The sequence below is a fragment of the Thalassospira sp. CH_XMU1458 genome, from assembly GCF_037027205.1.
GTDB lineage: Bacteria > Pseudomonadota > Alphaproteobacteria > Rhodospirillales > Thalassospiraceae > Thalassospira > Thalassospira tepidiphila.
Map to the genome: position 1 here is coordinate 987,720 of NZ_JAYMDW010000001.1, position 13,379 is coordinate 1,001,098.

14 protein-coding genes are annotated in these 13,379 nt (G+C 55.4%); 9 read left to right on the forward strand and 5 right to left on the reverse strand.

Going from position 1 to position 13,379, the window contains the following annotated elements:
- Positions 1-14 precede the first annotated feature (14 nt).
- Positions 15-1,283 (reverse strand): permease, encoded by a 1,269-nt coding sequence (locus tag WBY09_RS04450; RefSeq protein ID WP_286792909.1) that lies wholly within the window; start codon positions 1,281-1,283, stop codon positions 15-17.
- Between the two features lie 132 nt (positions 1,284-1,415).
- Here WBY09_RS04450 and WBY09_RS04455 point away from each other — a divergent pair, with 132 nt between their 5' ends.
- From WBY09_RS04455 to WBY09_RS04490, 8 genes are all read left to right on the forward strand, one after another.
- On the forward strand, positions 1,416-2,621 hold the full coding sequence (locus WBY09_RS04455; RefSeq protein ID WP_336232101.1) for an MFS transporter: 1,206 nt from the start codon (positions 1,416-1,418) through the stop codon (positions 2,619-2,621).
- A gap of 180 nt (positions 2,622-2,801) precedes the next feature.
- Positions 2,802-5,675 carry a monovalent cation/H+ antiporter subunit A gene (locus WBY09_RS04460; protein ID WP_336232102.1) on the forward strand — a complete coding sequence of 958 codons (2,874 nt, stop codon included), beginning with the start codon at positions 2,802-2,804 and terminating at the stop codon, positions 5,673-5,675.
- 1 nt (position 5,676) lies between these two features.
- On the forward strand, positions 5,677-6,033 hold the full coding sequence (locus WBY09_RS04465) for a Na+/H+ antiporter subunit C (protein WP_064779809.1): 357 nt from the start codon (positions 5,677-5,679) through the stop codon (positions 6,031-6,033).
- Positions 6,033-7,565, forward strand: coding sequence for a monovalent cation/H+ antiporter subunit D (locus WBY09_RS04470; protein ID WP_197145998.1), 1,533 nt, complete (start codon positions 6,033-6,035; stop codon positions 7,563-7,565). Before WBY09_RS04465 ends, WBY09_RS04470 begins: the two co-directional genes overlap by 1 nt.
- A 17-nt stretch (positions 7,566-7,582) precedes the next feature.
- On the forward strand, positions 7,583-8,074 hold the full coding sequence (locus WBY09_RS04475; RefSeq protein WP_064779807.1) for a Na+/H+ antiporter subunit E: 492 nt from the start codon (positions 7,583-7,585) through the stop codon (positions 8,072-8,074).
- On the forward strand, positions 8,071-8,340 hold the full coding sequence (locus tag WBY09_RS04480) for a K+/H+ antiporter subunit F (protein WP_063088598.1): 270 nt from the start codon (positions 8,071-8,073) through the stop codon (positions 8,338-8,340). Before WBY09_RS04475 ends, WBY09_RS04480 begins: the two co-directional genes overlap by 4 nt.
- A gap of 12 nt (positions 8,341-8,352) precedes the next feature.
- A complete protein-coding gene (locus WBY09_RS04485; RefSeq protein WP_064779806.1) occupies positions 8,353-8,757 on the forward strand; it encodes a Na+/H+ antiporter subunit G in 405 nt (134 codons plus the stop codon).
- 129 nt (positions 8,758-8,886) lie between these two features.
- Positions 8,887-9,510, forward strand: coding sequence for a ribonuclease HII (locus WBY09_RS04490; RefSeq protein ID WP_197145996.1), 624 nt, complete (start codon positions 8,887-8,889; stop codon positions 9,508-9,510).
- A 23-nt stretch (positions 9,511-9,533) separates the two neighbouring features.
- Here the strand turns inward: WBY09_RS04490 and WBY09_RS04495 are convergent, their stop codons facing one another.
- Together WBY09_RS04495 and arfB are read right to left on the reverse strand one after the other, a co-directional pair.
- Entirely contained in the window at positions 9,534-10,316 is a 783-nt protein-coding gene (locus WBY09_RS04495; protein ID WP_336232103.1) for an acyl-[acyl-carrier-protein] thioesterase, read from the reverse strand.
- A 23-nt stretch (positions 10,317-10,339) separates the two neighbouring features.
- Positions 10,340-10,756: an alternative ribosome rescue aminoacyl-tRNA hydrolase ArfB gene (gene arfB / locus WBY09_RS04500; RefSeq protein WP_064787466.1), complete on the reverse strand. Its 417-nt coding sequence runs from the start codon at positions 10,754-10,756 to the stop codon at positions 10,340-10,342.
- Between the two features lie 65 nt (positions 10,757-10,821).
- On the opposite strand from arfB, the gene WBY09_RS04505 reads away from it, so the two are divergent.
- On the forward strand, positions 10,822-11,310 hold the full coding sequence (locus WBY09_RS04505) for a YbaN family protein (RefSeq protein WP_336232104.1): 489 nt from the start codon (positions 10,822-10,824) through the stop codon (positions 11,308-11,310).
- Positions 11,311-11,331: 21 nt separating this feature from the next.
- Here WBY09_RS04505 and WBY09_RS04510 read toward each other — a convergent pair whose 3' ends face one another.
- Positions 11,332-11,715: a MerR family transcriptional regulator gene (locus WBY09_RS04510; protein ID WP_064779803.1), complete on the reverse strand. Its 384-nt coding sequence runs from the start codon at positions 11,713-11,715 to the stop codon at positions 11,332-11,334.
- 38 nt (positions 11,716-11,753) lie between these two features.
- On the reverse strand, positions 11,754-13,373 hold the full coding sequence (locus WBY09_RS04515; protein WP_197145992.1) for an ATP-binding protein: 1,620 nt from the start codon (positions 13,371-13,373) through the stop codon (positions 11,754-11,756).
- Between the last annotated feature and the right edge of the window lie 6 nt (positions 13,374-13,379).

The window sequence follows — 13,379 nt, forward strand, 5'->3', positions numbered from 1 at the left end:
GCACTTTTTTTCTTTTAGATCAAACTGGTTGCCTTAAGCACTAGGCCACCTGCAAGCAGCGTAAGCGCCGTTCCGACGATCACGTTTTTAAGGGAAAGCACAGACCCGTCGCCATGGTCATGGTCGTGATCATGATCGTGACCGTGGTCGTGGCCACCATGATCATGCTCGTGGTCGTGCTGTGCTGCTTTCTGACCTTCGCGACGAAGCCACAGCAGGATGCCAATCAGCCCAAAGGCCGCGATGTTGAGGAACAGCGTATAATTGACGCCAAAGGCACTGACCTCGGCGATGTCTCGGCTGCTTTCAGGCAGGGCGCCAATTGCGACAAAGGCATAGTGCAGGATAAGAGCCGTTGCGACGATACTGGCATACATGACACCTGCGATATAAAGCGCAGTTTTCCAGCCATAATACCGGGCATTGACCTTGACCAGTGGCGGGACCATCAGGTCCGAATAGATAAAGCCCATAATCCCGGCAAAGCTGACACCCCCGGCACTCAGAACCGTGGCCAATGGAATGTTCCCCATTGAACCGATAAAGGTCGCGGCCGCGACAAATGGTGCCACAAGGGCATTTTCAAGAACGGTCAGGAACGGCAAGTCTGCTGCCTTACCCGTGCCGTCCCCGGCAAGGAACAGGGTCTGCCAGAATTCGGCCGGGACAAAGACCGCAATAAAGCCGGCAATCGTGAAACCGATCAGTATTTCACGCCAGACCATCTGCCATTCCATGACAAAGCGGTTGCCGACCTGTTGCCAGCCTTCCTGGGACTTGACGCGTTTCTTCCAGTCGAAGTCGTCTTCTTCGCTGCCGGTTTCTTCATCGGCATGTTGCTTGGCGGCTTCAATCATCTCCTTGGGATATGTCACGCGGATCAGAACAGCAGAAATCGCAATCATCAGGATACCCCCAATGATTTCGGCGGCCAGAAACTGCCACCCCATAAACAGGAAGATCAGAACGCCAAGTTCAATGACCAGGTTGGTCGATGCGAACATGAAGGCGACAGTGGCAATGAAATGCGCACCTTTCTGGAACAAGGATCGTGCCGCCGAAAGGGCTGCAAACGAGCACGAACTTGATATGGCGCCAAACAAACCGGCAAGCGAAACGCTACCGATCCCGGCGTCGCCCATATGCGCAGTCAGGCGGTTCTTGGGAACGAAAACCTGAATCGCGGCACTGATAGCGTAACCAAGCACAAACGCCCACAGCGCGTTCCAGAAGAAACCAAGTGCGGTCATGACGCCGTTTGAATATTGATCTAGCAAATCCATTGTGACCTTCCTGCCATTTCAGGTGTCGGGGTACTGTTGAAACGGCTGGAAAGGTGAGGTGTTCCAAGATAGGCATTCGACAACATCTGTGTATGATGGCCGAAATGCCAAAAATGCCGCGGGGGAAGCAAGGTGCGTACGGGCAAGGTTTTTGCCGTTTCCATGATTACGGTCTGCCAGTTGATGGCGCTTGCGCTGTGGTTCTCTGCCACGGCGGTGCTGCCGCAATTGCGCAGCGAGTTTGGCATTGGGGCGCTGCAATCTTCATTATTTACCAGTGCAGTTTTGCTGGGCTTCGTTCTGGGAACTGTAACCAGTGCGATCCTTGGTCTGGCGGATCGCATCGAACCCCGGCGGTTTTGGGCGGCATCGGCGATGATTGCCGCGACTGCCAATATCCTGATCCTTGTTGTTCCGGTTGACGGCGTTGTTGTGATCCTGTTGCGGTTGATCACAGGTGTTTGTATGGCCGGGATTTATCCGATTGGCATGAAGATGGTTGCAACCTGGTCACGCGGGGATACCGGTTTCTTGGTCGGGCTTTTGGTCGGGGCGCTGACAATGGGGTCTGCCATGCCGCACCTGTTTGCGGTGGCAGTGCCCTTGGACTGGCGATACGTGATCATGACCGCCAGTGTAACCGCCTATATCGCGGCGATTGCCATCCTGTTTGTGCATCTGGGTGGGACACCGGGACGGTCGCCCCGCTTTGATCCGAAAATGGTTGGCAAGATCTGGTCAAACAAGCCGCTGCGCCATGCCTGCTATGGCTATTTTGGGCATATGTGGGAACTGTATGCCATGTGGGGCTGGATCGGATTGTTCCTGTATGGCGCGTTTTCAGATCGTGTGATGGATAATCCCGGTGTCTGGTCAGCACTTTCAACCTTTGCCATTGTTGGCATCGGTGCGTTCGGGTCCTTGGCCGGGGGGTATTATGCAGACCGGATTGGCAGAACGACCGTGACGATTGCCGCCATGATCGTCAGTGGCGCCTGTGCGCTGGTTGCCGGTGGGCTATCCGATGCCCCGATCATCCTTCTTATTGTGGTTTGCATCGTTTGGGGGATCTCCGTGATTGCGGATTCCGCGCAGTTCTCGTCCTGCGTCATTGAACTGGCCGACCCCCATCAGGTCGGTACGGCATTAACCCTGCAAAATGCCATCGGGTTCCTGATTGCACTTGTTTCCATCCATCTTGTGCCGGTTGTCGCCGATCAGACAGGTTGGTGGGGGGCGTTTGCCATGTTGGCTGTCGGGCCTGTTTTGGGAACGATTGCCATGGTCAGGCTGCGCATGATGCCTGAGGCGATACAGCTCGCAGGCGGTAAAAAGTAAGGTTTGCCCGCTATAATTGCGATCTTTGGTGATCGGCTTCACTTGACAGCAGGGTGTTAAAAAGCTGCGCTGTTTGGGTTTTCTTGACCATTATCAGTACTAATATTAACTTCTGGCGGAATTTTCTTGCTGTCTCGCGTTCGGGGCGATGCGGCGAATATCCAAAAATAAGGGTCTTTCATGAGTCTCACCCTCATTGTTTTGCTTCCCTTCATTGGGGCGGTCTTACCCGCCATAATGATCAGGGCCGGGCGCAATGCTTGTGCCACAGCGACCGGTTCTGTCACGCTGCTTGCCCTGATCTTGCTGATGGCAAAGGCCCCGGCGGTCATTGCCGGCGAGGTATTTCAGGTCAGTTACAGTTGGCTTCCGGAACTTGGTCTGAATGTGACCTTCTTCCTTGACGGGCTCGGGTTGCTGTTTGCGACCCTGATCCTGGGTATCGGTCTGCTGATCATCATCTATGCGCGGTTCTATCTTTCCAAGGACGACCCGATGGGCAGGTTCTATGTGTTCCTGCTGTTGTTCCAGGGGGCCATGGTCGGCATCGTTCTTTCCGATAATATCCTGCTGCTGTTGATTTTCTGGGAACTGACATCGCTGTCATCGTTCCTGCTGATCGGGTACTGGAAACATTTGCCAGAAGGCCGTCAGGGCGCGCGCATGGCGCTTGCCGTGACCGGTGCTGGTGGTTTGGCTATGATTGCCGGGATGCTGATCCTTGGCGATATTGTCGGGTCCTATGATCTGACCGTGATCTTGCAGAACGCCGATCTGATCCAGGCATCGCCGATGTATCTGCCGGCCTTGATCCTGATTTTGCTGGGTTGTTTTACCAAATCGGCACAATTCCCGTTCCACTTCTGGCTGCCGCACGCGATGGCGGCACCGACGCCGGTTTCGGCCTATCTGCACTCGGCCACAATGGTGAAGGCGGGCATCTTCCTGATGGCGCGCATGTGGCCGGTTCTGTCGGGCACGCCGGAATGGTTCTATATCGTCGCGACGGCTGGTCTGGTGACCATGGTGCTGGGCGCATGGATTGCGATCTTCAAGCACGACCTCAAGGGGCTTCTGGCATACTCGACCGTCAGCCACCTTGGTCTTGTCACCATGCTGCTTGGTTTCGGAACGCCGATGGCGGCTGTTGCCGGGGTGTTTCACATCATCAACCACGCGACCTTCAAGGCGGCCCTGTTTATGACGGCCGGTATCATCGACCATGAAACCGGGACCCGTGATATCCGTCGTTTTGGCGGGTTGCTCAACCTGATGCCGATTGCTGGCACCATCGGGATTATCACCGCCGCCTCGATGGCGGGGATCATCCCGCTCAATGGTTTCATTTCCAAGGAAATGATGCTGGAAGAAGCATGGCACACCATGTGGCTGGATCAGAACTGGGTGGTTCCGCTTCTGGCGACCGTCGGTGCCCTGTTCTCGGTGGCCTATTCCTTCCGGTTTATCTTCCACGTCTGGCTGGGCAAGCCGCGTGATGAAAACTTGCCGCATCATCCGCATGACCCGCCATTTGGTATGTGGGCACCGCCCGCATTGCTGACGGTTCTGGTGGTTCTGATCGGTCTGTTCCCAGCAACCATTGCCGGACCGCTGGTCGCTGCGACCGCAGGGGCTGTTATCGGTGGTGAATTGCCGGAATATCATCTGTCGCTTTGGCATGGGCTGACGCCGGCCCTTGGCATGAGTGTGATTGCGATTATCGGTGGATCGCTGTTGTTGATGCGCCATGGTGGCCTGATGTCGGCAACCGCCAACCTGTCGCGGCCCGATGCCAAGGCAATGTTTGATTGCGGCATGGCCAAGGCCGTCGCGCTCAGCCGACTGGTTTCGGACAATCTGCATAACGGATCATTGCAGCGTTATCTTGCAATCACGATCATCGGTTCCATCGGGATCGGGCTTTCGGGCTTCTATGCGCAGCCGGACTTCCAGTCAGGCACGCGTGAGCTTCTTGAAGTCTCGCCGCCAGCCGCGATTGGCTGGTTGTTGCTGGTTGTGACCTGTATTGCGTCGGTCTTTATGCATCACAACCGTTTGCTGACCTTGCTTCTGGTCGGTGTGGTTGGTCTGATTGTGTCGCTTGGTTTTATCTATCTTTCGGCACCGGACCTTGCATTGACGCAGATTTCGGTCGAGGTAGTGACAGTCATTCTGATGTTGCTTGCCCTTAACATCCTGCCCAAGGAAACGCCGAAGGAAAGCCTGCCGGGCCGCAAAATGCGTGACGGTATTGTCTCGATTGCGGCTGGTCTTGGGGTTGGAGGTGCGATTTGGGCGATCATGACCCGCGATCTGCCAAACACAATCTCGTCCTATCATCTGGCGAACTCGAAAACCGAAGGTGGTGGCACCAACGTTGTGAACGTCATCCTCGTTGACTTCCGTGGGTTTGATACCTTTGGCGAGATCATCGTTCTTGGAATTGCCGCACTTTCGATCTTTGCGCTGATTGAAACCGTGACCCAGGGCGAGGCGGCCAAACGTCTGGCCAACTGGGTTGTCAGCAACCGTCGCTCGGCTGATCGTCACCCGATGATGATGGTTGTGGCGACGCGTGTGATGTTGCCGCTGTCTCTGATGGTGGGTGTTTACATCTTCCTGCGCGGTCACAATGAACCAGGCGGTGGCTTTATCGCCGGTCTGGTCGTGTCGGTTGCGTTGGTCATGCAGTATATGGCGTCGGGCTTTGGCTGGACCCAGAACCGTATGAAGGTCAATTACCATGGCATGATCGGTCTTGGCGTGATTGCCGCGGCGATTACCGGTGTCTCAGCCTGGGTTGCGGGTCTGCCGTTCCTGACCAGTGGTTTTGTTCATGTTCACCTGCCGATCGTTGGCGAGTTTGAACTGGCATCGGCCATGGGCTTTGACCTTGGCGTCTTCCTGACCGTGGTCGGGGCGGTGATGCTGGCCCTTGCCAAACTTTCGCAGGTCGAACGTATGGCCGAACATGTCGAGATAAATACCGAGCCGATGGACCACGATCCGTCGTTGTCGGCAGCACCGGCGGCAACGCCGGGCAAGGAGGCCTGATATGGAATTTCTTGTCGCAAGCAGTATTGGGCTTCTGACCACGTGCGGGACTTATTTGTTGCTGCGCGGGAGAACCTTCCCGGTGGTTGTTGGCTTGGCCCTGCTGTCCTATGCGGTGAACGTCTTCCTGTTCGCCATGGGACGTTTGACCATCAATATGCCGCCGATCCTGCGTGAGGGTGTCACCGAATATACCGATCCGCTGCCACAGGCGCTTGTCCTGACGGCAATTGTGATTTCGTTCGGTATGACGGCATTGATCGTTGTTTTGTCGATCCGGACTTTCCTTGAAATCGGTAATGACCATGTTGACGGTCGTCCGGTTGGCGCGCCATCCGAAGCAGGAGATAAAAACTGATGGGTGACTGGATTGTTGTTCCCATAGTGCTGCCCGCCGTGATGGCCGCCCTGATTGTCCTGGCGGTGCGTCACGATATCATTTTGCAGCGCGTATTTTCCATCACGGCCACGGTCGCCCTTGTGACCGTCACACTTTCGCTTCTGGTTTATGCCAGTGGCAATGGCCCGGAAATGTATGCGCTTTCGGATTGGCCGGCACCGTTTGGCATTGTTCTGGTGCTTGATCGTCTTTCGGCGATGATGGTGTTCCTGACATCGCTTCTGGGTCTTGGCGTTGTTCTTTTCGCATCAAGCGAATGGGACCAGCGCGGCAAGCATTTCCATGCCCTTTTCCAGTTCCAGCTGATGGGGGTCAATGGTGCGTTCCTGACCGGTGACATCTTTAACCTGTTCGTGTTCTTCGAAGTTCTGCTGATTGCGTCCTATGGCTTGATGCTGCATGGCGCGGGCGCAGAACGTTTGAAGGCCGGGATGCAATATGTCGTCATCAACCTGACAGGGTCTTCCTTGTTCCTGATTGGTGTCGGCATGATCTATTCCGTCACCGGGACGCTGAACATGGCCGACCTTGCCATTCAGGTCACCAATGTCGCGTCGGGTGATGCGGCCCTGCTGCGCGCCGGTGCGTTGATCCTGCTTCTGGTGTTCTGTGTGAAGGCCGCACTTGTTCCGGTTCATTTCTGGTTGCCGGGCACCTATGCCAATGCACCGGCACCGGTGGCAGCCCTGTTTGCCATCATGACCAAGGTCGGGGCCTATTGCGTGCTGCGTGTCTATTCGCTGGCCTTTGGCGATACGGCAGGCGACATGGCATGGCTCGCAGCGCCTTATGTCCTGCCGGCCGCACTGGTGACCCTGGTACTTGGTATGACCGGGGTTCTGGCGGCGAAGCGCCTTAACAGTCTGATCGCCTTTTCGGTGATCGGATCAATGGGGACCTTGTTGATTGCCATCGGGCTGTTTACGCCCGAAGCGATTTCGGCCGGTCTTTATTATATGCTGCATTCGACCTTCTCGGCGGCGGCCCTGTTCCTGATTGCCGATCTTGTGGTGTCACGCCGCGGGCAGTTCGGCGATAGCTTGCATACCGCGCCGCGTTTCCATCAGACCGGCTTCCTGGCTGTTCTGTTCTTTGTCGGTGCGATCGGTATGGCCGGGATGCCACCACTCAGTGGTTTTATCGGTAAACTTCAGATCCTTGATGCGGCACGCGATAGTGATGCCATGGTCTGGATCTGGTCGATCATTCTGGTGACGTCACTGATGTGTATCGTCGGTTTTGGCCGGGCGGGCAGTGTGCTGTTCTGGAAAAGTGCCTCCGTCGACGGCGAAATCACGGTCGAAGGTGCGAAATGGCCGGTTCTGCCGATCATTGCCAGTTGCGGTATGGTCAGTGGCCTGATTGCGCTGACCATTTTTGCCGGACCAATTACCGAGTATCTGAACGGTGTTGCGGCACAGTTGTTTGATACGTCGCATTACATCGAAGCGGTGCTGGGCGCAAACGCCCTGTCACTGGTCGGTCAATAAGGGGAGAGGATAGAAAGATGATAAAACGTTATCTGCCCCATCCGCTTTTGACACTTGTGCTGCTTGTTGTCTGGGTGTTCCTGGTCAATGAAGTCTCGGCCGGTGCGGTGATCTTTGGGCTTATTCTTGCGATCATCATTCCGCTGATCACGGCCAGTTTCTGGCAGGATCGACCGCGCTTGCGCAACGTCTATGGCATTTGCGAGTACGGGCTGATTGTGCTGTGGGACATTCTGGTGGCGAATGTGATCGTGGCTGGTTTGATCCTGTTTCGGAAGACCGAAAGTCTGGAATCAAAGTCGGTTGTCGTGCCGCTTGATCTGACCTCGCCAGAAGCCATCACAACCCTTGCCGGTACGATCACCATGACGCCGGGAACCGTGACGATTGATCTGAGTGCCGATGCCAAAAGCCTGCTTGTGCATTGCCTGCACGCACCCGATCCGCAGAGCGTGGTGGACGATATCAAGAACCGCTACGAACGCCGTCTGAAGGAGATTTTCGAATGATCGATTATGCACTGAATTTCGGCTTTATCTGCGTTGCGCTGGCACTTCTGATGAACCTATATCGGTTGACCGTCGGGCCGACCACGGCAGACCGGGTTTTGGCCGTTGATACCATGGCGATCAATGCCATTGCCCTTCTGGTGCTGTACGGGATCGGCAAGGCGACCGCGATGTATTTCGAAGGGGCATTGCTGTTTGCGATGTTCGGATTTGTTTCAACCGTGGCCTATTGCAAGTTCGTCTTGCGCGGCGACATCATCGAATAAGGGAGCGTAACGATGCCGTTTGTTGTTGAACTCATCATTTCGCTTCTGATCGTGATCGGCGGGCTGTTCTTGCTGGTTGGGTCGTTCGGGATGATCAAGTTGCGTGATCTTTTGCCGCGCCTGCATGCACCGACCAAGGCCAGCACTGTCGGGCTTGGCGGTGTCTTGATTGCGTCCATGCTGTTCTTCTGGATCGAACGCGGGAAATTCACCATTCACGAATTGCTGATTACGCTGTTTATCTTCCTGACAGCGCCGATCACCGCAAACCTGATCGCCAAGGCGTATATGTTGCTGAATGTTGATCCGAACAAGGAACTACCGCCCAGCAAACAGAATGAAGGTTGGGCAACCTTTGATCCGATCGGGCCAGAGGGGTATGACCCCAGCGAGGAATATCAGGAAAAGGAAACCTGAAAGGGTCAGGACCTTTGATGAATTCAAGCGGCACCGGGAAACCGGTGCCGTTTTGTTTTTAGGGTGTGTTGCCTGCGTGCATCCCAGTTGCTAAGACGAATGACAGAGAGGGACGGGACAGAGATCACCATGCCGGATTTTTCCATCGAAGATCAGTATCAGGGGCGTATTGCCGGGATCGACGAGGTCGGTCGGGGGCCGCTGGCTGGTCCGGTCGTTGCGGCGGCGGTTATCCTGCCGCGCGATGAACGTCTGCCGGTGGAGCTGCTGTCCGAGCTTAATGATTCCAAGAAACTCTCGGTCAAGAAACGTGATCACCTTTACGCGGTTATCATGAACTGTGCCGAAGTCGGCATTGGCGCGGCATCTGTGCGCGAGATTGACCAGATCAATATCCTGCAGGCGACCTATGTCGCCATGCGCCGTGCTGTCAGTCGCCTTGGGGCTTTGCCTGATCAGGCACTGGTCGATGGCAATCGCGATCCCGGGTTGCCCTGTGCGGTGGAAACGGTGGTGAAAGGCGATAGCAAGTCGCTTTCCATTGCCGCGGCATCAATCGTTGCCAAGGTGGTGCGTGACCGCGCCATGGCCCGCCTGGCCACGCGATATCCGTTCTTTGGTTGGGAAGGCAATGCCGGGTACGGGGTCAAAAAACATATGGCTGGACTGGGCGAGGTGGGCCCGACCGCCCATCACCGCAAAAGCTTCAAGCCGATTGCTGATTTGTTTGATGCGATGATGGATGGCCGCTAGGTCCGCTTTCACGGCATTTGGGCCTAGGCCACGGAAGTCTGGTTAAACGGCACGATGTGGGCACGCACCAGATCGGTGCCATCTTCTTCGCGGGTGATGGCTGCAAAGCCATCCGCATGACGAATGGCAACACGTTCCTGCACACGGCATTCACTGCGGAACTGAATATCCAGACTTTCGGGGTGAAAGTCCGGTCGACCGTCCGGACCCGCAACCCCCATGACCCATTGCATCAGGCGCACATTGTTGACGTGTCCATACAGATCAAGATCGGACGGCCGTGCCTTGATGTTATCCATGGTCGGCAAAGGATCGGTGGTAAAGACTGGTCGCAAAGGTGGCTCGATCAATTTGGGGCCGGGGGGATCGGGCAGGCGTTCGGCCACCCAATCGGGCCATTGGGCCGCACGACGGGTGCCAAGGTCAAACATCACCCAGAAACTTTGCGCGACACCGATGATTTCGCCCTTGCTATTGGTCAGGCGAAAGTCACGGGTAGCGACCCGGCGTGATACCCCCGACGGCCAGGTTTCAATCAGGATATCCTCGCCATTTCCCGGATAGTCGCGCATATGAATGACCATGCGCGCCAGAACCCATGCAATGCCCTGATCGACCGTATCATCATAGGCCAGTTTCAGGATACGCGCGCCCCAGCCAGCGGCATCCTGCATATAGTCGGCCAGTGCAGACATCATGACCTTGCCATTGTCGCCGATCTCGGAGTAACGAACGCGATAGGTTCCCTTCCACCCGCAATTGGCCGGAAGAGACGCTATTGAAATCCTGTTCCAGTCGATGGTCATGGCAGGCCTTTGTGTGGGGGCGATCAATAGGACGGTTTTTGTCGCATCTTCTTGGTGTCGCCGCGCTTCTTTTTGGAATCGACGCGTTTGCGTTTGGCAGAAAGACTGGGGCGGGTTTTGACCCGGTATTTTTTGCGTTCGGCTGCTTTGCGCAAAAGTGCCAGAAAGCGGTCGATCGCATCCTGCTTGTTGCGTTCCTGGGTGCGATGGCGCTGCGCGTCAAAAATGATTTCGCCGTCATTGGTCAGTTTGCTGCCGGCAAGTTCACGCAGGCGATTGCGCACATGCATTGGCAATTCGGTCAGGTCATCAATGCGCACACGCATCTGAACAGCACTGGATACCTTGTTGACGTTCTGCCCGCCCGGGCCGGAGGCACGGACAAACTGAAAACTCAGATGGCGTTCATCCAGATAGAGGCCATTTACAATTTCAAGCATGGGAAACCGTGCAGATTGTCGAACTGTTTCAAGGTGATCAATTAACTGAGTGTGATGGTCGGCGATTGATTGAATTTGCTGATTTCTATGCCTACATTAAGCTCTGCTTTAACCTGTCAGGGGTCGGGCTGACTGTAAACAGGAAATCAATGCTGCGCGTCTCGCATATCTATCTGGCCCTTGGGTGGCTTTCTGTTGGTCTTGGTGTGATCGGTATTTTCCTGCCGCTTTTGCCAACGACGCCTTTCATGCTGTTGGCCGCTTGGCTGTTTGCCAAGGGATCGCCGCGCCTGCATGACTGGATATGCAATCACCCGCGTTTTGGTTTGTCGATCCGTCAATGGAACGAATATGGCGTGATCAATCGACGTGCCAAAACTCTTGCGATGGTGGCGTTTCTGGTGGTGATTACGGCATCATTGGTGCTGATCGAGAACCGCTGGGTGGCGTTTATTCAGCTTCTGGTCGCCATTCCTGTTAGCTGTTTTATCCTGTCCCGCCCTTCGGAAGCCCGGTTGGCCAAGGTGCAGAACCCAACAGGTAGCAGTCAATAACGCTGGCAAAGGGCAGGGCTCTTAGCCTGCCTTTTTACGCGACAGTTCTTCCTGGCAAGTTTCTTCAAGTTTGTCGAGCTCATCAAGCGTTGCGTCAATGTCTTCACGTTGCTTGCGAAGTGTCGCGCGGCGTTCATTGACCTTGTCGACCAGTGTGGTCAGCTGGGTGATCTCGCTGCGATCACCGTCATAAAGATCCAGCAAATCGCGAATTTCCTTTAGTGAAAATCCAAGTCGCTTGCCACGCATGATCAAGCGCAGGCGCACACGGTCACGCTGGCTATAGATCCGGGTCTGACCTTGCCGTTCGGGCGAAATCAGTTCCTGATCCTCGTAAAAGCGGATGGTTCGGGTGGTGACTTCGAATTCGCGGGCAAGATCGGTGATGGTGTAGCTGTCGCTCATGGGGGCTCAATCATCTTTACGCTTACGTAAACTGAAAGCTACATGCTTTCGGATGCGGCGACAATCGACAAATCTTTTGGCAGCTCGACACAAAATGTGCTGCCCTGGCCGGGCTTGCTGGTGACATCGATGCCGCCACCATGGCGGTCGACGATCTTTTTACAGATCGCAAGACCAATTCCCGTCCCTGCATAATCCCCATAGCCATGCAGGCGCTTGAAGATTTCAAAGATGGTTTCGTGATATTGCTGGTCGATGCCGATCCCGTTATCGGCGACAAAGATCCGATAGCTATCGGGTGTTTCCGAGGCAAAAATCCGGACCTGACCGTTTTTCGGATCGCTGTATTTAAGCCCGTTTGACACCAGGTTCTGGAATAACAATAGCAACTGGCTTGCATCCCCCATGACGGTCGGCAGGTGGCCCTCGCGGATGATGTTGCCTTCGATGGTAGAACCGGCACGTCTGAAATTGGTGACGATGGCATCAAACAGATTGTCGAGCGGCACGGGATTGAACGGTTTGCCGTGGCGTCCAACCCGCGACAGGGTCAGAAGGTCATCAATCATCCGCTGCATGCGTTGCGTGCCATCAACCGCGTAATGAATGAATTCGTCAGCAGTTTCGTCGAGTTGCCCCTCATACCGCCGGGCAAGCAACTGCGTGTAGCTTGAAACCATGCGCAGCGGTTCCTGCAAGTCATGCGAGGCGGCATAGGCGAACTGTTCGAGTTCCGCGTTCGAACGTTCAAGTTCCTGCATCGTGCGCTGGATTTCTTTTTCGTGACGTTTGCGTTGGGAAATATCACGCAGCGTAATGATGTAGTGATAACGCTGATCGGCCGAAAAATGGCTGATCGCGACTTCAAGCGGCACGTTCCGACCACTGAGTGTCGATGCCAGTACTTCGATCACGCCGGTGCCAAGGTCGGTCAAAAGCCGGTTTGGCGGCGGCGGGGTCAGCGGGGTATGTTCGCTATCGGGTAGCAAGAACCGGATGATGTTGCGCAGTTCCGGATCACCCGTCGGACCGCAAAGCTCCTGCGCGCGGGAATTAAGCGGTTCGATGCTGCCATCGTCAGAGGCGACAAGAATGGCATCGATGGTGTTTTGCAAAATCGCACGTGTGCGGTCTTCGCTGCGTTTGGTTTGCGTGACAAGGTCGGCCAGCTCAGCGGCCTGCTGGCGCAAAAGACGGTCGCGCTGAACAGCCAGTGTGACGTCGCGAATGATCAATGAACAAAGCGTGCCATTACGCTTGGTCTGGATCGGATGAACACGAATGGATTGTTCCATACGATCAAAACTGGCGGCAAATTGCGGTAGGGGACGAAGCGGCAAGGCACCCTGATTGAGTGAGGGCGAAATGACAGCCGGCATGCCGAATTTCAGGCAATCTTCAATCGCAAGGCTGACACGGCCCAGTTTCGTGTCGGGAAACACATCGTGCAACGCCTTGCCCATCACCTGATCGGCATCCTTGCCCGACCGGCTTTGCATCCATTGGTTCCAGTGGCAAATCGTCCCGTCCGGGGCAAGCGCAATCAGCCCTGTATCGGCCGTATCAAGCAGTGCTGCAAAAAGATCAGCAGCATCGCTGTCACGGTTCAGATCAAATGACGGAGGTTGGTCCCCCTTAGCGGATTGCGACTTTGTCATTCACCT